Origin of the sequence: Thermomonas sp., assembly GCF_041919455.1 — a bacterium.
Lineage (GTDB): Bacteria > Pseudomonadota > Gammaproteobacteria > Xanthomonadales > Xanthomonadaceae > Thermomonas.
The window spans coordinates 73,569-90,828 of the sequence record NZ_JAYRTQ010000003.1; the positions used below are offsets into that span (position 1 = coordinate 73,569).

The window sequence follows — 17,260 nt, forward strand, 5'->3', positions numbered from 1 at the left end:
AGGAACGGATGGCCACGTCGAAACTGCGCGCGGAACGCCCGAATGAAGGGCACGGCAGGCGACTGAAGCGCGAGCCGATGTCGCGGGTCGACACCGCCTGGCTGCGGATGGAGCGGCCGACCAACCCGATGATGATCACCGGCGTGATGATGTTCGCCGAGCCGATGAGCTTGGTGCAGCTGAAGCGGGTGGTCCAGCAGCGGTTCCTCTCGTATGCGCGCTTCCGGCAGAAGCCGGTGGACGGCGCGACGGGTGCGCAATGGGTGGAGGACGCCGACTTCGACCTCGATTGGCACGTGCGCATCTCCGGATTGCCCGGCAAGAGCAATCCCGCAGCGGAGAAAAAAGCGCTGGAGCGTTTCGTCAGCCAGTTGGCCTCCAGCCCGCTGGATCCGACCAAGCCGCTCTGGCAGTTCCATCTGATCGAGCGCTACCAGGGCGGTTCCGCGATCGTCTCGCGTATCCATCATTGCTATGCCGACGGCATCGCGCTGGTGCAAGTGCTGCTGTCGCTGACCGACACCAGCCGTGAGTCCTCGCAGGCCAGCCGCCTCGACAAGGCGTGGCTGAAGCAGGATGCGGCGCCGGTGGCGCGCCGCGTCGGTGCCGTCGACAAGTACATGAAGCTGGGCGGCAAGGTACTGGAGCAGGGGATGGCGATGTATCGCGATCCCACCCTGGCTGGCCTGATTGCGAAGGAAGGTGGTGAACTCGCACGCGAGCTGGTCACCGCGTTGGCCCTGCCGGACGATCCGCCGTCGCTGTTGCGTGGTCGATTGGGCGTGAGCAAGCGCGTGGCCTGGGCCGAGCCGCTGGACCTGGAGGAAGTGAAGGCGGTGGGGCGCGCCTGCGACTGCACGGTCAACGACGTGCTGATGGCCGCCGCGGCCGGTGCCTTGCGCGGCTACATGCTGGATCGCGGGGAAAACCTCGACGGCATGACCCTGCGCGCCACCGTGCCGGTGAACCTGCGCCCGCTGGAACATGCCAAGAAACTCGGCAATCACTTCGGCCTGGTGTTCCTCGACCTGCCGGTCGGTGAGGACAACCCGCTACGGCGCCTGGAGCGGGTCGCGGAGTGCATGAATCAGCTGAAGAGTTCACGGCAAGCCATTGTTGCATATGGTCTTTTGGCGGCACTCGGACTGGCGCCGCCGCAGTTGCAGGAAGTCGCACTGGAGATGTTCAGCCGCAAGGCGAGCGCGGTGGCGACCAATGTGCCCGGCCCGCAGCAGCCGCTCTACCTGGCCGGCTGCATGCTGCGCGACATCATGTTCTGGGTACCGCAGACAGGGTCGATCGGCTTGGGTTTGTCGATCCTCAGCTACCGCGGGCAGGTGCATTTCGGCCTGGTGACCGATGCGCGCCTGATCCCGGATCCGGATGCGGTCGTCCGGCGCTTCGGTGCGGAATTCGAGAAGTTGCTCTACCTGTCCCTGATGGGAGGCTGGGAGCATCCCCTGGATGCGGACAGCGCCACCGCGTTGCTGGAAGAGTCAACGCCGGCTTAACGGTGCCGGCAGCGTTCACCTGCCGGCTACGTTTGCCGGCCTAGCCTGTGGCCGCATTCAGGATTTGCCCTGGACGACAAACGTACCCACGGAGCTTCGACGCGCATGAATACCCAGACTTTGAAAGTTGCTGCACTCGCCGCCACTCTGGCTGCCTTCACCTCCGGCTGCGCGACCTACACCGGCCAGACCAACGACCCGAACGATCCCAATCGCACCCGCAACGGTGCCCTGATCGGCGCGGCAATCGGCGCGGCGGCCGGGCTGCTGAGCGGTGGCAACGCGGTCGAACGCCGCCAGCGCGCGATGGTCGGCGTGGGCGTTGGGGCGTTGGCGGGCGGCGCAGTGGGGGCCTATCAAGATCGCCAGGAAGCCGAGCTGCGCCGCGCCACCGCGGGCACCGGCGTCGATGTCACCCGCGACGGCGACGTCATCAAGCTCAATCTGCCTGATGGCGTCACCTTCGACTTCGCCAAGTACGACATCAAGCCGCAGTTCTACCCGGCGCTCAACACCATCGCCAACACCCTGCGCGAGTACAACCAGACCATCGTGGAAGTGAGTGGGCACACCGACAGCATCGGTTCCGATGCCGCCAACCAGACCCTGTCGGAGCGCCGTGCGAATTCGGTCTCCAGCTACCTCGTCGGCCAGGGCCTGCAACGCGAGCGCTTCGAAGTGGTTGGCATGGGCAAGCGCTACCCGATCGCCAGCAACGACACCGAGCAGGGCCGCGCACTGAATCGCCGCGTCGAGATCCGCCTGCTGCCGCTGCAGGGTTGATCGCACTGCACGGTACGTGGGGCGCGAGCTTGTGAAAGCGGCTCGTGCCCCTATACTGATCCAGTCGGCGACAACGACGTTACCCGGGGGTGCACTGGCTTCGACGGGGGCAGCGAAATCGCACGGCGCATGCCGAGGGGGTAGCTTTCCTCGTTAATCCAGCTGCAAAAACCCAGACGCCAACGACGACGTCTACGCTCTCGCCGCTTAAGGCGTAAGCCCCGAACCCACTTGTGCCCGTGCTCGTGGATGTAGGGTCATTATCACGGAACCGGCCCTGGCGGCGACCCGCCAACCAGTGGCTTAACTCAAGCGGGTGTGTCCTGCGGCGTGCTTCGCACACCGTGTTGTCGCAGGCCGAGACCAAACGGTGAGCTAAGCATGTAGTGCCGGGCATGGAGTTCCTTCGGACGGCGGTTCGATTCCGCCCACCTCCACCATCTCCACCGCATCGGGCCGCGCAAGCGGCCCGATGTGTTTCCGGCGTCGACGTGTGCCGCGATCGACCCGGTATGCTGGGGCGATGGCATCGCCGCAAGTCCCGCATCCAGCCGACGCACCGCATGCACTGCGCCGCATGCGTTATGGCTACCCGTTTGCGATCCTGGTGCTGGTGGTGTCGGTGCTGTTCGTGCTGGTAGCGTGGGATCATGCGCGGCAGCGTGAGTTGCGGCTGGCATCCGAGCAATTCCGCGGCATCGCCGGGCAGCAGGCGTCACTGGTGCAGATGCACCTCAACAACATCGAGGTCACCTTGCGTGGGGGCGCGTCCCTGTTCGCGGCGGTCGACCAGCCCACGCCCGAGCAATGGCGCGGTTACGTGGATGGCTTGCGGGTGCAATCGCGCTTCCCGTACGTGCTCGGGCTGGGCTACGCGGTCTACGTGGACGGACGCGAGCTGACCCGCCTGCAGGAAGCATGGCGCGAGGACGGCCGTGGCCTGCTGGAAATCCGCCCGCGCGGCCATCGCGAACACTACGGGCCGATCCTCTACATGGAACCGCAATCGCCGGAGAACCGCGGCGCGGTGGGGTTCGACATGTATTCGGAGGCGACCCGCCGAAGTGCGATGCACGCGGCCATGCACAGCGGTCGATCGCAACTGAGTGGCCGGCTGGTGCTGATGCGCGACGTGGCGAATCCAGAATATTCGCTGGTGCTGTACATGCCGGTCTACGCCGGGCTGGAAGCTGCCGATTCCCCGCAGCTGCGGCGGGCGTCGATGCGCGGTTGGGTGTATGCGCCGTTCCGCATCGGGGCGATGTTGCGATCGGCATTGCGCCCGGCGCAGACGCGGACGATGCTGCGCGTGGTCGATACCACCGATGGCGGCCACGCGGTCCTCCACCAGGATCCGGGGATCGACGACAGCGGCCATGCATTCACCCACAGCCTGGCCATGCAGTTCTACGGACGGCGATGGCGTTTCGATTTCTTCTCCGGACCGACCGAGAGCGCTGCGCCGCAACTGGCGGCCCTGGACAAACTGCTGCTGGCCGGGCTTGCCGCGTCGCTGTTGCTGTTCGCGATGACCTGGATGCTGGCCTCGACCGAAGCACGGGCGCGTCGCATCGCCGCGGACATGACCCAGAGCTATCGCCGCAGCGAACAGCGTTTCCGCAATGCCATGCAGTATTCCGCGATCGGCAAGGCCTTGCTGGATTCGAACGGTGCGATCGTCGAGAACAATCCCGCCTTCGGCCGCATCTTCGGCCGCAGCGAGGATGTGCTGCAGGGACATTCGCTCAACGAATTCCTCGACGAAGGCGATACCCAGCCGCTGGTGACCTCGCAGATGGAGGTGCTCGACGAATCGGGTGGGGTGATCCGGCTGACCCGCACCTTGCGTCGAGGCGATGGCGAGGTGCGCCACGTGCACCTGACCTTCGCTCCCGTGCCGAACGAGCCGGGCATCGACGTGTCCCGGCTGGTGCAGGTCGAGGACGTGACCGAGCGTGTCCGCGCGGAAGCGGCGGTGCAGGCGCTCAACCGCACCCTGGAGGCGCGCGTCGCCGCGCGCACGCGCGAACTCAGCGAGGCCAACCGCGAACTCGAATCCTTCGCCTATAGCGTGTCCCACGACCTGCGCGCGCCGCTGCGCGGGATCGAAGGCTTCAGCCGGATGCTGGGCGAGCGCCACGCACAGGGGCTGGATGCCACCGGGCGCGATTATCTGGAGCGCGTGCGCAGGGGCACGGCGCGGATGGGCGAACTGATCGATGCCCTGCTCAAGCTGGCGCGGATCGGTCGTGCCGAACCCGAGGTGGCCGATGTCGACATGAGCGCGCTGGCGGAGGATGTGGTCGCCGGGCTTGCAGATGCCGATCCCGGGCGCGCCATCGACCTGCGCATCGAGCCCGGCATGCGTGCGCAGGGCGATCGCACGCTGCTGCAGAACCTGCTGGAAAACCTGCTGGGCAATGCCTGGAAGTTCACCCGCGATCGCGACGATGCGCGCATCGAATTCAGCAGCGAGATGGGCGACGATCAGCGCCCGTGGTTCGTGGTGCGCGACAACGGCGCCGGCTTCGATCCCGACTACGCCGGCAAGCTGTTCAAGCCGTTCCAGCGCCTCCACAGCCAGGATGAATTCCCCGGGCACGGCATCGGGCTGGCCTCGGTCAAGCGCATCATCGAGCGCCACGGCGGCGAGATCCGGGCGGAAGGCCGCCCGGGGCAGGGGGCCGCCTTCCGTTTCAGGTTGGGGACGCACCTTCCATCGGCAATCGACCCGGAATGACCATCGTCATCCTGTGAGTCGGCAAGCTCCGCCTTGGAAGCCCCCAGGTTGGCGGTGGATTCGCGCCAAGGGCGCGAACGGGGGACGGAAGCATGCAGTGGGGCCCATGATTCGCTTGCGCATCTTGGGGATGTTTCCGGCGATGCCGGAAACCTCACGCATCCTTGTTGTGCTGGCGCATCACCCGCTGCTTTTCGCGGTTCCAGTCGCGTTCCTTGCTGGCCTCGCGCTTGTCGTGGTTCTGCTTGCCGCGCGCCAGCGCCAGTTCCATCTTCACCTTGTTGCCCTTCCAGTACAGCGCGGTGGGGATCAGGGTATAACCGTCTCGCTGCACCCGGCCGATCAACTCGTCGATCTCGTGGCGATGCAGCAGCAGCTTGCGCGAACGCCGGTCGTCGGCGACCACATGCGTGGACGCCTGGATCAGCGGGGTGATCTGCGCGCCGACCAGGAACAGTTCGCCTTGCAGCACCACCGCGTAGCCATCGGTGAGATTGGCGCGGCCCGCGCGGATCGATTTCAGTTCCCAGCCCTGCAGCGACAGGCCGGCTTCGAATTTCTGTTCGAAATGGTAGTCGTGGCGCGCGCGCTTGTTCAGCGCGATGGTGCCGCCGCCGTTTGGCTTATCCTTGCCCGTCTTCTTGTTCATCCCGCCATTCTCGCCGATATCCGCCCACGTCGCGGCGTATCGGCTCCGTCGGAGTCGCGATGCCGGTCATCCTGCGCAGTGCCCTGGTCGAACATGCCGCCGCGCGCATGTTCGCGCTGGTCAACGATGTCGCCGCCTATCCGCGGCGTTTCGACTGGTGTCGCGAGGCACAGGTGCTGGAGCAGGGCGACGATCGCCTTGTCGCGCGCCTGGACCTGGGGCTCGGTGGTTTCCACACCTGGTTCACGACCGAAAACACGCTGTCGCCACCGCACCACATCGACATGGCCTTGCGTGATGGCCCGTTCCGCCGCCTCGACGGCCGCTGGCAGTTCCACGCGCTCGATGAATCCGCCTGCAAGGTCAGCCTGCGTCTGGAATTCGAACCGCAGAACCGGCTGCTGGGGCCGGCGCTGTCGCTGGGCATGCAGGGCCTGGCCGATCGCATGGTCGACGACTTCGTGCGCGAGGCCGACAAGAGCGGCAGCTGATGCGCGTCGAAGTGCTGCGCGCATGGCCGCATCGCCACGAATCCCGGACGCTGGAGATCAGCGAGGGAACGACGGTGGCGATGGCGTTGGATGCCGCCGGCTGGACGCTGGACGCGGAATTCACCGCGCTGGCGGTGTTCGGCGTGGCTGCCGCCGCAGACACGATCCTCCACGAGGGTGATCGGGTGGAATTGCTGCGTGCCCTGCAGGCAGATCCCAAGCAGGCGCGACGCTTGCGGGCAGAGCGGCGGCCACTGAAATCAGGCCGCTGAAGCTCCTCTCAGCGGCCGCCCTTCTTCTTGTCCTTCGCGAGGTTGCCGAATCTGGACATGGTCTTGGCGAGTTCGGAATCTTGTTCGGGGAAATATTCGCCTTCCCACTTCGACAGGCTGCCGTTGGCGAACCACAAGGTCATGTTCTTGACTTCAGTGGGGCCGCTGCGGCCTGTCTTGCGGCTGGCAACGTAATCCCAGCGTTCCTGGTGGAACGGATCCTGGATCGACGGCGTGCCCAGCAGGGTCATCACCTGGCGCTTGTCCATGCCTTCCTGCAACTGGTCCACCGCCGCCTTGTCGAGCAAGTTGCCCTGGTAGATCGGCTGCCGGTAAAGCACGCCGCAACCGCTGGCGAACAGGACCACGAGGACGATGACGAGCAGCTTGCGCATGGAGGCGGGGGCGAGTGGCGGAAACACCGATGATACACTCCAAGCCCGCTGCGACGGCATTCGCGGCGGCACTGCCGGAGCGGTGCAGGGCGCTGCATTCACCCGACGTTGGCGATCGACGAACCATGCCCGGAGGGCCGATGGAATCGCAGGACTTACGCAAGGCAGGCCTCAAGGTCACCCATCCGCGCATGCGGATCCTGGAACTGCTGGAGCAGACCAAGCCGCGGCACATGACCGCCGAGGACATCTACCGGCAATTGCTGGGCGATGGCGAGGAAATCGGGCTGGCCACGATCTACCGGGTACTGACCCAATTCGAATCGGCGGGGCTGGTGCTCAAGCACAACTTCGAGGGCGGCCATGCCGTCTACGAACTCGACCGCGGCGAACACCACGACCACATGGTCGACGTCGACACCGGCAAGGTGGTCGAGTTCCACAGCGACGAGATCGAGGAACTGCAACGGCAGATCGCCGCCGCGCATGGTTACGAGATCGAGGATCACGCCCTCGTCTTGTACGTCAGGAAGAAGCGCTAGAAGCTTCGAGCAATCGCTTGGCCGCGGCGCGTGCTTCGTCGGTGACTTCGGCACCACCCAGCATCCGCGCGATTTCATCGGTGCGGCCGTCGGTATCGAGCATGGCGACCGAGGACTGGGTCATGCCGTCCGTGGCGGCCTTGCTGACCCGGTAGTGCGCATGCCCGGCCGCGGCGACCTGCGGCTGGTGGGTCACGCACAACACCTGACGCGGCGCACCGAGTGCACGCAACTTCGCGCCCACCGCCGCGGCAACTGCACCACCGATGCCGGAGTCGACTTCGTCGAAGACCATCGTGGGCACGGCGTCGAGGCCCAGCGTGGCGACTTCGATCGCCAGCGAGATCCGCGACAGCTCGCCGCCGGAGGCGACCTTGCGCAACGGGCGCGGCGGTTGCCCGGCGTTGGCCGAGACCAGGAAGTCCGCGCGCTCGGCACCCTGTGGATCCGGCGTGTCGCTGTCGCTGTCTTCCAGTTGCACCTCGAACCGCCCACCTTCCATGCCCAGTTCGGCGATCAGCGCGGCGACCGACTCGCCAAGTGCGTCGCCGGCCTTTCGCCGCGAGGCGCTGAGCTCCGCGGCCGACATGCGCCATGCGGCATGCGCCTGGGCGATGTCGCGTTCGATCCGTTGCAGGCGTTCGTCGGCATCGGCAAGGGTGTCGAGTTCGCGCGCCAATGCATCACGATGCGCGGCCAATCCCTCGGGTGAGACCCGGTGCTTGCGTGCGAGGTCCTGCACGCGTGCCAGGCGGCGCTCCAACGCATCCAGCGCGTCCGGATCCAGGTCAAGGTCGTCGCGGATGCGTTCCAGCAGGGCGAAGGCTTCGTCCAGCTGGATCGCGGCCGAGTCCAGCAGGGCATCGACCTCGCCGAGGCGCGGCTCGTGCGCGATTTCGCGCTGCAAGCTGCCGCGAAGATGGTGCAATTGCGCGGCGATAGCGTGGTCGCCACCCAGTTGTTCGAGCGCCTGTTCGCAGGTCGAGATCAACGAGGCCGCATGGGCTTGCCGGCGATGGCTGGCATCCAGTTCCGCCAACGCCTCGGGCGCAAGGGCTTCGGCATCGAGTTCCTGCAACTGGTGGCGCAGCCAGGCCTGCCGTTCGCCGACGTCGCCGCGGGCGAGCAGGGCGGCGCGTTCCTCGTGCAGCGCCTTCCATTGGATCGCGTTGCTGCGCACGGCTTCGAGCAGGGCCGGGTGGCGTGCATGCGCATCGAGCAGGCGGGTCTGGTGCGCGCGCGACAGCAGGGCCTGCTGCTCGTGCTGGCCATGGATTTCGACCAGCAGGGCGGCCAGTTCCGCCAGTTGCGCCATCGGCACCGGGCGGCCATTGATCCACGCGCGCGAGCCACCATCCGCACGCAGGGTGCGGCGCAGCTGGCAGGCGTCTTCGTCGTCGAGTTCGGCTTCGCGCAGCCAGTCGATGGCGGCGGGGCAATCCACCAGGCTGAATTCGGCGGCCAATTCGGCGCGTTGCGCACCATGGCGCACGGCGCCGGCATCCGCACGCGCGCCACCGAGGAAGCCCAGCGCATCGACCAGCAAAGACTTGCCGGCACCGGTTTCGCCCGATACCACGGTCAGGCCGCGCCCGAAGGCCAGCTCGGCATGGGCGACCACGGCGAAATCGCGGATGGACAGGCGGCTCAGCATCGGCGCGCATTGTGCCTGCCTGCGGGGGCGTTCCGGTAGCGCTTGCATGACAAGGGCGGCGCGCATACAACCAGCGCATGAGCCGCCATCCCGCCGACATCGCCAGCGACCCGCGTGCGCGCCAGTTGCTGCGCACGCTGGTGGCCCGGCATGTGCGCGATGGCGAGCCGGTCGGCTCGCAGACCCTGGCCCGCCATTCGGGGCTGGACGTCAGCCCGGCCACGATCCGCAACATCCTGGCCTCGATGGAAGAGGCCGGCCTGCTGGCGGCGCCGCACAGTTCCGCCGGACGCATCCCGACCGCGCAGGGGTATCGGCTGTTCGTCGATTCGCTGCTGCAGGTCAAGCCCTTGGGCGATGCCGAGTTGCAGCGCCTGCGCAGCGAGCTGCCGGTCGGTGCCGGCACCCAGGCCTTGCTGGGGAATACCTCCGAGTTGTTGTCGGCGATGACCCGTTTCGCCGGCATGGTCAGCGTGCCGAAGCGGGAGGGATTCGCCTTCCGCCAGATCGAGTTCGTCGCGCTGGATCCGCAGCGCGTGCTGGCGATCGTGGTGTTCGCCGATGGCGAGGTGCAGAACCGGGTGGTGCAGGTGCGGCGTGCCTTCGACCCGTCGGAGCTGGAGCAGACCGCGAACTACCTCAATGCGCATTTCGCCGGGCAGCCGCTGGCGCAGATCCGGGCCGTGCTGCTGCGCGACCTGCGCGATGCGCGCAGCGAGATGGAGCGCCTGCTGGCGACATCGCTCGACCTGGCCGAGCAGGCATTCGCACCCGCCCGCGAGGACGCCGCCTTCGACGGCATGCTGGTGGCCGGGCAGACCCGGTTGATGGGCCTGCAGGACCTCAACGACCTCGACCGCCTGCGGGCCTTGTTCGAGGCGTTCGCCGAGAAGCGCGAACTGCTGCAGTTGCTGGAGCGCACCGCCAAGGCACCGGGGATGCGGGTGTTTATCGGCGAGGAAACCGGGATCGCGCCGCTGGAGGGCATGTCGCTGGTGACCGCGCCCTATGGCCGCGACGGCCGGGTATTGGGCGTGCTGGGCGTGATCGGCCCCAGCCGGATGGCCTACGAGCGGGTGATCCCGGTGGTCGAAGCCACCGCGGCCATCCTCGGGGCGGCGCTCGACGCACCGCCCTGATCCGGCACGCCCGGCCCATCCGCATCCCACCTTGAATCCGTTTCGGTGAAGCCCCATCACCATGCCGGGCGCGGCGGAGGCCGCACATCAAGCACGGGAACCAACATGCAGGATCCGATCCAGGACGTGAACGACGTGGCCGGCGAGATGCCGCAGGACGATGAACTCGAAGCGCTGCGCGGCGAGCTCGAGCAGCTGAAGGCGCAATCGCTGCTGGAGCGCGCCGACCTCGAGAACCAGCGCAAGCGCATCGCCCGCGAGATCGACAATGCCCGCAAGTTCGCCAACGAGCGCCTGCTCGGCGACCTGTTGCCGGTGTTCGACAGCCTGGATGCCGGCCTGGCCGCGGCTGGCAGCGAGCCAAGTCCGCTCCGCGATGGCCTGGAAATGACCTTCAAACAGTTGCTGAAGGTGGCCGGCGAGAACGGCCTGGTCGTGCTGGACCCGACCGGGGAGGCGTTCAATCCCGAGCATCACCAGGCGATCAGCCAGATGCAGGCCCCCGGCGTGGCGGCGGACCACGTGGCGCAGGTGTTCCAGAAGGGCTATCTGCTCAACGGCCGTTTGCTGCGCCCGGCGCTCGTCGTGGTCGCGTCCTGAGGCAGCAGCTGAATTGCGTGGTGCGGGGCTCTTGAAGCCGCGCGCCACAACCCCACATCGCAGTCATCGGCGCATGGCGCCCCCGACATCCGGATCCAAGAGGAAAGACTAATGGGCAAGATCATCGGCATCGACCTGGGCACCACCAACTCCTGCGTCGCCATCATGGAAGGCGGCAAGGCCAAGGTCATCGAGAACAGCGAGGGCGACCGCACCACCCCGTCGGTGGTCGCATGGTCCAAGGACAATGAGGTGCTGGTCGGCGCGTCCGCCAAGCGCCAGGCCGTGACCAATCCGAAGAACACCTTCTACGCGGTGAAGCGCCTGATCGGCCGCAAGTTCAGCGACGCGGAAGTGCAGAAGGACCTGGGCCTGGTGCCGTACGCCATCACGGCGCACGAGAACGGCGATGCCTGGGTGTCGCTGGTCGACGGCAAGAAGCTGGCGCCGCAGGAAGTCTCTGCCAAGGTGCTGGAGAAGATGAAGAAGACCGCCGAGGCCTACCTGGGCGAATCGGTCACCGAAGCCGTGATCACCGTGCCGGCCTACTTCAACGACAGCCAGCGCCAGGCGACCAAGGATGCCGGCCGCATCGCCGGCCTCGACGTCAAGCGCATCATCAACGAGCCGACCGCGGCCGCGCTGGCCTACGGCATGGACAAGGGCGACAAGAGCGATCGCAAGATTGCCGTGTACGACCTCGGCGGCGGCACCTTCGACGTCTCGATCATCGAGATCGCGAATGTCGACGGCGAGAAGCAGTTCGAGGTTCTGGCCACCAACGGCGATACCTTCCTCGGCGGCGAGGACTTCGACAAGCGCGTCATCGACTACCTCGTGGAAGAGTTCCAGAAGGAGCAGGGCATCGACCTGCGCAAGGATCCGCTGGCCCTGCAGCGCCTGAAGGACGCGGCCGAGCGCGCCAAGATCGAGCTGTCGTCTTCGCAGCAGACCGACGTCAACCTGCCGTACGTGACCGCCGATGCGACCGGCCCGAAGCACCTGAACATCAAGCTGACCCGCTCCAAGCTGGAAGCGCTGGTCGATGACCTGGTGAAGAAGACCATCGAACCGTGCCGCATCGCCCTGAACGATGCCGGCCTGCGCGCCAGCGACATCGGCGAGGTGATCCTGGTCGGTGGCCAGACCCGCATGCCGCGCGTGCAGCAGGCGGTGACCGAGTTCTTCGGCAAGGAGCCGAAGAAGGACGTGAACCCGGACGAAGCGGTGGCCATCGGCGCCGCGATCCAGGGCGGGGTGCTGCAGGGCGACGTCAAGGACGTGCTGCTGCTCGACGTGACCCCGCTGTCGCTGGGCATCGAGACCCTGGGTGGCGTGTTCACCAAGATCATCGAGAAGAACACCACCATCCCGACCAAGGCCGCGCAGACGTTCAGCACCGCCGAGGACAACCAGTCCGCGGTCACCGTGCACGTGCTGCAGGGCGAGCGCGAGCAGGCCCGCTACAACAAGTCGCTGGCCAAGTTCGACCTGACCGGCATCGATGCTGCGCCGCGCGGCATGCCGCAGGTGGAAGTCGCGTTCGACATCGATGCCAACGGCATCCTGCACGTGTCGGCCAAGGACAAGAAGACCGGCAAGGAGCAGAAGGTCGAGATCAAGGCCGGTTCCGGCCTGAGCGACGACGAGATCCAGCGGATGGTCCAGGACGCGGAGGCCAACCGCGAGGAAGACAAGCGCTTCCATGAGCTGGTCACCGCGCGCAACCAGGCCGACGGCCTGATCCACGCCACCCGCACCGCGATCAAGGACAACGGCGACAAGGTCCCGGGCGACGTGATCGGCCGTGCCGAAGGCGCAATCGCCGAGCTCGAGACGGCGATGAAGGGCGACGACAAGGGCCAGATCGATGCCAAGGCCAAGGCGCTGGAAGAGGCGGGCCAGGCATTGTTCGCTGCGGCGGCAGCGTCCGGGCAGCCGGGTGCGGCTGGCGATGCGGCAGGCCAAGGCTCGTCGGCCGGCGACGACGTGGTTGACGCCGAGTTCACCGAAGTCAAGGACGACAACAACAAGGCCTGATCGCGCAAGCGGTGGGACAACGCGACGGGCAGGCCAGTGGTCTGCCCGTCGCCGTGAAGGATGTAGGCAGGATCGATGAGCAAGCGCGACTACTACGAAGTGTTGGGCGTGGCCCGCAATGCCAGTGATGAAGACCTGAAGAAGGCCTATCGCCGCTGCGCGATGAAACACCATCCCGACCGCAACCCCGGCGACGCCAGCGCGGAAGCGGCGTTCAAGGAGTGCAAGGAAGCCTATGAAGTGCTGAGCGACGGCGGCAAGCGCCGCATTTACGACCAGCACGGTCATTCCGCGTTCGAGCACGGGATGGGCGGCGGCAATGCCGGGCCGGGCTTCGGCGGCGCCGACATGGGCGACATCTTCGGCGACATCTTCGGCAATATCTTCGGTGGCGGCGCGCGCCAGCAGGGTTCGCGCCGCGGTGCCGACATCGGTTACGTGATGGAACTCGACCTCGAGGACGCCGTGGCCGGCGTCGAGAAACGCATCGAGATCCCCACCCTCGCCAATTGCGAACCCTGCAAGGGCAGCGGTTCGGCGGACGGCAAGGTCGAAACCTGCGCCACCTGCCATGGCCGTGGCCAGGTGCGGATGCAGCGCGGGCCGTTCCAGATGCAGGCGCCGTGTCCGCACTGCAGCGGGACCGGCAAGACCATCCCGAATCCATGCCCGCATTGCGACGGTAACGGCCGCGTCGAGGACGAGAAGACGCTGTCGGTGAAGATCCCCGCCGGCGTGGACAACGGCGACCGCATCCGCCTGGCGGGCGAGGGCGAGGCGGGCCCAGCCGGCGCGCCCGCTGGCGATCTTTACGTCGAGGTGCGGGTGCGCCCGCATGACATCTTCGCCCGCGATGGCGACGACCTGCATTGCGAGGTCCCGATCCGCATTTCGCAGGCGGCGCTCGGCGATGCCGTGCGCGTGCCGACCCTCGGTGGCGAGGTGGAGCTGCGCATTCCCGTCGAGACCCAGACCGGCAAGGTGTTTCGCTTGCGAGACAAGGGCGTGAAATCGGTGCGCAGCAGGCACCCCGGCGACCTGTATTGCAAGGTGGTGGTCGAGACGCCGGTCAACCTCACCGCCGAACAGCGCGAACTGCTGGAACGGTTCGAGGCCACCTTCACCGGTGAAAACGCGCGTCGGCATTCGCCGAAATCCAGCACCTTCCTGGATGGCGTGAAAGGGTTCTGGGACCGCATGGTCTCCTGAAACGTGCGCATGGTCGGAAAAACTGTGGCGCAATCGGCAAAACCGAAGGGCGACAGCGACATGTGGTGCAAACCCGCGTAGCCTGACCAATGGCTCAATCCCCCTTTCAGGGCCCCATGTCCTTCCGTACCCCCACGGAGATCCCCAACCAGACCCCGCCCGACCGGGGCCGGCTCCTCGACAGCCTGCAGAAGCAGATGCTGGAGCGGGTGCTGCCGGCGCTCGACCGTGCCTTGGGCAAGGTCGACGACTTCATATTCGACCGAAGCCAGCAGGGAGACGAGGAGTTCGGCCTGATGGCGCTGCGCGAATTGCGCCGCCAGCGCGGGCAGATCGCACGGCGCTATGAAGAGGTGGTGCAGGCGGGTTTCCGCAACCTGCGCAGCGCCAGCGAATGGTTCCCGGTCGATGGTCGTTCGTCCGACCTCAGCCTGCTGTCCGAGCAGGAACTGGAAGAGCAACTCGCGGTGGAGCAACTGGGCGATGCGCTGGTGCGCCTGCATGGGCCCGGCGTGGAGATGGCGAGCAAGCGCATCGCACACGTCGCTGGCCGCGAAGACCTGCAGGCCCAGGACAATCCGCTGGCCCCCGCGTTCCTGGCCGCCGCGTTGCGTACCGCGCTGGCCCAGTCGGAACTGGAAGCCGGCGTCCGCATCGTGGTGTTCAAGTTCTTCGAGCGCGAGCTTGGCGCGGTGCTGGGTGCCGCCTACGAGCGCGCCAATACCCTGATGATCGCCGCCGGCGTGCTGCCCGAGTTGCGTGCAACCGTGAAGGTTTCGCAGCAGGTGCCCGGTCCCGCCGGTGCGCAGGCGCAGGATCCGCATGCGCCCGTTGCACCGCATGGGCAGGTGCAGTTGCCGGCGCAGGTGAGTGCGGTCGACCAGGCCATGTTCGGCAACCTGTTGGGCCTGTTGCAGGGCTGGCGCACGGCGATGGGCGGCAACCAGGCCGATGCCGACGGTGGGCAGGGACAGCCCGGTGCGACGCAAGCGCCGGTGACCAAGCTGGGATCCAGCGAGTTGATGTCGATCCTGTCGCTGATGCAGCAGGACATGCCGAACGCGCCGCTGCCTCCGCGCGAGCATGGCGGCAACCATCGCACGCTGGCCGAACAATTGCGCCAGGAAGTCGCGCAGAACGCGCGCAAGCTGGGCGTGGCTGGCGACAACCTGCACCTGGACGGACTGGACGAGGACGCGGTCGACCTGGTCGCGCTGCTGTTCGACGTGCTGCTCGACGGCCCGCAGTTCGATGCCAACATCCGCCGCAAGATCGGTCGCATGCTGGTGCCCTACGTCAAGGTCGCGGTCAAGGACCGGCGCATGTTCCTGTTGAAGGAGCATCCCGCGCGCCGCCTGTTGAACACGGTGGCGGAGGCTTGCGAAGGCAACCACGGCGATGCGCCGCAGGAACAGGCGTTGCTCAACCGCGTCGACTACACGATCGATCGCCTGGTCGCCGAGTTCAACGAGGACGTGGCGATCTTCGAGACGCTGGAGCAGGAACTCCGCTCGTACATGGCGCAGCACCGCAAGCGCTTCGAGCTTGCAGAGAAGCGTGCCACCGAAGCGCAGCGTGGCCGCGAGCGCCTCGACTTGGCCCGCAGCGCGGTCGCCGCCGAACTGATGCAGCATCGCGGCGAGCGCGAGTTGCCGCTTGTCATGGAAGAATTCATTGGCCGCCATGTGTCCCATCACCTGACCCAGGTGATGCTGCGCGACGGTCACGGCTCGCTGCGCCACGAACAGGCGATCCAGGCCGTCGATCGCCTGCTGCTTGCGTTCGACTACGCCGAGGTTCGCAGCCCCATCGAGGAATTGCCCGCGCTGCCACGCGGCCAGTTCGAGTTGATCCTGTCGAGTTCCGGTTGCACCGGCGATGCCGCGCAACTGGCGATCGACTCCCTGCAGGATGCGCTGGTGCGCTTGTGCTCGGGCGAGCGCGCCGCGGACAACCCCAACCACATGCCCGAGCAGGTCATCCTGCCGGAACCGAAGGCAGTCGAACCCGAGCCGCAGCTCGAAGTGGTGGCCGGCAACGATCACCTGGATTTCGAAGGTGCGATGCTGGATCGCATGCGCAAGCTGCAGGTGGGAAGCTGGCTGCAACTGGCGACATCGGCGGATCGGGTGGAGCCCGCCAAGGTGTCGTGGATCAGTCCGATTTCGTCGCGCTTGTTGCTGGTCAACCGCCGCGGCATCCGCGTGCTGGTGGCTTCGGCCGAGGAACTGGCGGCGATGGCCAAGCTCGGCAAGGTCAGCCTGCGCGAAGGCGACAGCGTGTTCGACAACGCGATGCACCAGGTCGCCGATCGCCTCAAGAGCGCCGCCACCCAGTTGTAGTGCAACGTGCACCCGGCTTGTCGTGGCCGGGCCTGCCCGCTAGCCTGCAGGCATGACGAATCCGGTTCGATTGCTGGTCCATGGTGCCAACGGGCGCATGGGCCAGAGCCTGCAACGCCTTTGCCGCGACGAAGACACCGGCTGCACCGTGGTCGCCGCGGTCTCGCGCAAGGTCGGTGCGCGCGTCGTCGATGGCATTCCGCAGTTCGCCGCCAGCGAACTTGCCGGCGTGCCGGCGTTCGATGTCGCCGTGGACTTCAGCCTGCCCGAGGGCTTCGACGCGATCCTCGGCCTGTGCCTCGCCCGCGGCGCGGCGCTGGTGTCCGGCACCACCGGCTTGTCGGCTGCGCAGGAAACGGACTTTGCCGATGCGGCGACGCATATCCCGCTCGCATGGGCCAGCAACTACAGCCTGGGGGTTGCCGTCCTGCATGACCTGGTGGAACGCGCCGCGCGCGTCCTGCCGGGTTGGGACTGCGACATTGTGGAGTCCCACCACGCCCGCAAGCGGGATGCGCCTTCGGGCACCGCGCTGACGCTGGGTGCATCAGCCGGGCAGGGTGGTGCCACCCCGCATTACGCCTCGATCCGCGCCGGCGACATCGTCGGCGAACACCTGGTGCAGTTCACCGCCGCCGGTGAGCGGATCGAACTCGTCCACCGCGCGACCAACCGCGACATCTTCGCCCGTGGCGCCCTGCACGTGGCGGCACGGCTGAAGGGCCGGGATGCGGGGCGCTATCGGGTCGCCGATTTGCTCTGACGGGCAGTCTCCGCGCGACGTCGGCGGGGTGAATCCGGTTGTGCCCGGATGAATCAGGATGCTGGCGACCGCAGGCACATGCCGGTACAATTCCCGCTCGCCTGAACCCCCTCCGCTCCGAACCGGCACA

15 protein-coding genes and 1 other RNA gene are annotated in these 17,260 nt (G+C 66.9%); 13 read left to right on the top strand and 3 right to left on the bottom strand.

All coding sequences use genetic code 11. The features are described 5' to 3' along the window. The first annotated feature begins 8 nt into the window (after nucleotides 1-8). From ACE3T8_RS02565 to ACE3T8_RS02580, 4 genes are all read left to right on the top strand, one after another. Nucleotides 9-1,511 (top strand): wax ester/triacylglycerol synthase family O-acyltransferase, encoded by a 1,503-nt coding sequence (locus tag ACE3T8_RS02565; protein ID WP_374606560.1) that lies wholly within the window; start codon nucleotides 9-11, stop codon nucleotides 1,509-1,511. Nucleotides 1,512-1,616: 105 nt separating this feature from the next. Then, nucleotides 1,617-2,294: an OmpA family protein gene (locus ACE3T8_RS02570; protein ID WP_374606562.1), complete on the top strand. Its 678-nt coding sequence runs from the start codon at nucleotides 1,617-1,619 to the stop codon at nucleotides 2,292-2,294. A gap of 85 nt (nucleotides 2,295-2,379) precedes the next feature. Next, nucleotides 2,380-2,734: a transfer-messenger RNA gene (ssrA, locus tag ACE3T8_RS02575) on the top strand. 83 nt (nucleotides 2,735-2,817) lie between these two features. Beyond that, a complete protein-coding gene (locus ACE3T8_RS02580) occupies nucleotides 2,818-5,034 on the top strand; it encodes a CHASE domain-containing protein (protein WP_374606563.1) in 2,217 nt (738 codons plus the stop codon). A 154-nt stretch (nucleotides 5,035-5,188) separates the two neighbouring features. Here ACE3T8_RS02580 and smpB read toward each other — a convergent pair whose 3' ends face one another. Further along, complete coding sequence (gene smpB, locus ACE3T8_RS02585) at nucleotides 5,189-5,683, bottom strand: SsrA-binding protein SmpB (RefSeq protein ID WP_374606564.1); 495 nt, start codon at nucleotides 5,681-5,683, stop codon at nucleotides 5,189-5,191. A 59-nt stretch (nucleotides 5,684-5,742) separates the two neighbouring features. Between smpB and ACE3T8_RS02590 the strand changes: the two genes are divergently transcribed. Then, on the top strand, nucleotides 5,743-6,174 hold the full coding sequence (locus tag ACE3T8_RS02590; protein ID WP_374606566.1) for a type II toxin-antitoxin system RatA family toxin: 432 nt from the start codon (nucleotides 5,743-5,745) through the stop codon (nucleotides 6,172-6,174). After that, nucleotides 6,174-6,446 carry an RnfH family protein gene (locus ACE3T8_RS02595; protein ID WP_374606567.1) on the top strand — a complete coding sequence of 91 codons (273 nt, stop codon included), beginning with the start codon at nucleotides 6,174-6,176 and terminating at the stop codon, nucleotides 6,444-6,446. The genes ACE3T8_RS02590 and ACE3T8_RS02595 overlap by 1 nt, the downstream gene beginning before the upstream one ends. Nucleotides 6,447-6,454: 8 nt before the next feature. On the opposite strand, the gene ACE3T8_RS02600 is transcribed toward ACE3T8_RS02595, so the two are convergent. Beyond that, complete coding sequence (locus ACE3T8_RS02600; protein ID WP_374606569.1) at nucleotides 6,455-6,841, bottom strand: outer membrane protein assembly factor BamE; 387 nt, start codon at nucleotides 6,839-6,841, stop codon at nucleotides 6,455-6,457. A 140-nt stretch (nucleotides 6,842-6,981) separates the two neighbouring features. On the opposite strand from ACE3T8_RS02600, the gene fur reads away from it, so the two are divergent. Further along, nucleotides 6,982-7,383: a ferric iron uptake transcriptional regulator gene (gene fur / locus ACE3T8_RS02605; RefSeq protein WP_374352431.1), complete on the top strand. Its 402-nt coding sequence runs from the start codon at nucleotides 6,982-6,984 to the stop codon at nucleotides 7,381-7,383. On the opposite strand, the gene recN is transcribed toward fur, so the two are convergent. Continuing rightward, nucleotides 7,367-9,037 carry a DNA repair protein RecN gene (gene recN / locus ACE3T8_RS02610; RefSeq protein ID WP_374606571.1) on the bottom strand — a complete coding sequence of 557 codons (1,671 nt, stop codon included), beginning with the start codon at nucleotides 9,035-9,037 and terminating at the stop codon, nucleotides 7,367-7,369. The genes fur and recN overlap by 17 nt on opposite strands. A gap of 77 nt (nucleotides 9,038-9,114) precedes the next feature. On the opposite strand from recN, the gene hrcA reads away from it, so the two are divergent. The 6 genes from hrcA (at nucleotide 9,115) to ACE3T8_RS02640 (ending at nucleotide 17,130) form a co-directional block, all read left to right on the top strand. After that, nucleotides 9,115-10,176, top strand: a complete 1,062-nt coding sequence (gene hrcA / locus ACE3T8_RS02615) for a heat-inducible transcriptional repressor HrcA (protein ID WP_374606573.1) — start codon at nucleotides 9,115-9,117, stop codon at nucleotides 10,174-10,176. Between the two features lie 105 nt (nucleotides 10,177-10,281). After that, on the top strand, nucleotides 10,282-10,776 hold the full coding sequence (grpE, locus tag ACE3T8_RS02620) for a nucleotide exchange factor GrpE (protein ID WP_374606575.1): 495 nt from the start codon (nucleotides 10,282-10,284) through the stop codon (nucleotides 10,774-10,776). 111 nt (nucleotides 10,777-10,887) lie between these two features. Next, nucleotides 10,888-12,816, top strand: a complete 1,929-nt coding sequence (gene dnaK / locus ACE3T8_RS02625; RefSeq protein WP_374606577.1) for a molecular chaperone DnaK — start codon at nucleotides 10,888-10,890, stop codon at nucleotides 12,814-12,816. Nucleotides 12,817-12,891: 75 nt separating this feature from the next. Then, complete coding sequence (gene dnaJ / locus ACE3T8_RS02630) at nucleotides 12,892-14,025, top strand: molecular chaperone DnaJ (RefSeq protein ID WP_374606579.1); 1,134 nt, start codon at nucleotides 12,892-12,894, stop codon at nucleotides 14,023-14,025. A 116-nt stretch (nucleotides 14,026-14,141) separates the two neighbouring features. Beyond that, nucleotides 14,142-16,367, top strand: coding sequence for a DUF1631 family protein (locus ACE3T8_RS02635; protein WP_374606580.1), 2,226 nt, complete (start codon nucleotides 14,142-14,144; stop codon nucleotides 16,365-16,367). Nucleotides 16,368-16,419: 52 nt separating this feature from the next. After that, nucleotides 16,420-17,130: a 4-hydroxy-tetrahydrodipicolinate reductase gene (locus ACE3T8_RS02640; RefSeq protein ID WP_374606581.1), complete on the top strand. Its 711-nt coding sequence runs from the start codon at nucleotides 16,420-16,422 to the stop codon at nucleotides 17,128-17,130. Nucleotides 17,131-17,260 lie beyond the last annotated feature (130 nt).

What these genes read in the sequence shown, in the direction of transcription:
- ACE3T8_RS02565 (WP_374606560.1), top strand. Translation starts at nt 9, where the DNA reads ATGGCCACGTCGAAACTGCGCGCGGAACGCCCGAATGAAGGGCACGGC.
- ACE3T8_RS02570 (WP_374606562.1), top strand. Translation starts at nt 1,617, where the DNA reads ATGAATACCCAGACTTTGAAAGTTGCTGCACTCGCCGCCACTCTGGCT.
- ACE3T8_RS02580 (WP_374606563.1), top strand. Translation starts at nt 2,818, where the DNA reads ATGGCATCGCCGCAAGTCCCGCATCCAGCCGACGCACCGCATGCACTG.
- smpB (WP_374606564.1), bottom strand. Translation starts at nt 5,683, where the DNA reads ATGAACAAGAAGACGGGCAAGGATAAGCCAAACGGCGGCGGCACCATC.
- ACE3T8_RS02590 (WP_374606566.1), top strand. Translation starts at nt 5,743, where the DNA reads ATGCCGGTCATCCTGCGCAGTGCCCTGGTCGAACATGCCGCCGCGCGC.
- ACE3T8_RS02595 (WP_374606567.1), top strand. Translation starts at nt 6,174, where the DNA reads ATGCGCGTCGAAGTGCTGCGCGCATGGCCGCATCGCCACGAATCCCGG.
- ACE3T8_RS02600 (WP_374606569.1), bottom strand. Translation starts at nt 6,841, where the DNA reads ATGCGCAAGCTGCTCGTCATCGTCCTCGTGGTCCTGTTCGCCAGCGGT.
- fur (WP_374352431.1), top strand. Translation starts at nt 6,982, where the DNA reads ATGGAATCGCAGGACTTACGCAAGGCAGGCCTCAAGGTCACCCATCCG.
- recN (WP_374606571.1), bottom strand. Translation starts at nt 9,037, where the DNA reads ATGCTGAGCCGCCTGTCCATCCGCGATTTCGCCGTGGTCGCCCATGCC.
- hrcA (WP_374606573.1), top strand. Translation starts at nt 9,115, where the DNA reads ATGAGCCGCCATCCCGCCGACATCGCCAGCGACCCGCGTGCGCGCCAG.
- grpE (WP_374606575.1), top strand. Translation starts at nt 10,282, where the DNA reads ATGCAGGATCCGATCCAGGACGTGAACGACGTGGCCGGCGAGATGCCG.
- dnaK (WP_374606577.1), top strand. Translation starts at nt 10,888, where the DNA reads ATGGGCAAGATCATCGGCATCGACCTGGGCACCACCAACTCCTGCGTC.
- dnaJ (WP_374606579.1), top strand. Translation starts at nt 12,892, where the DNA reads ATGAGCAAGCGCGACTACTACGAAGTGTTGGGCGTGGCCCGCAATGCC.
- ACE3T8_RS02635 (WP_374606580.1), top strand. Translation starts at nt 14,142, where the DNA reads ATGTCCTTCCGTACCCCCACGGAGATCCCCAACCAGACCCCGCCCGAC.
- ACE3T8_RS02640 (WP_374606581.1), top strand. Translation starts at nt 16,420, where the DNA reads ATGACGAATCCGGTTCGATTGCTGGTCCATGGTGCCAACGGGCGCATG.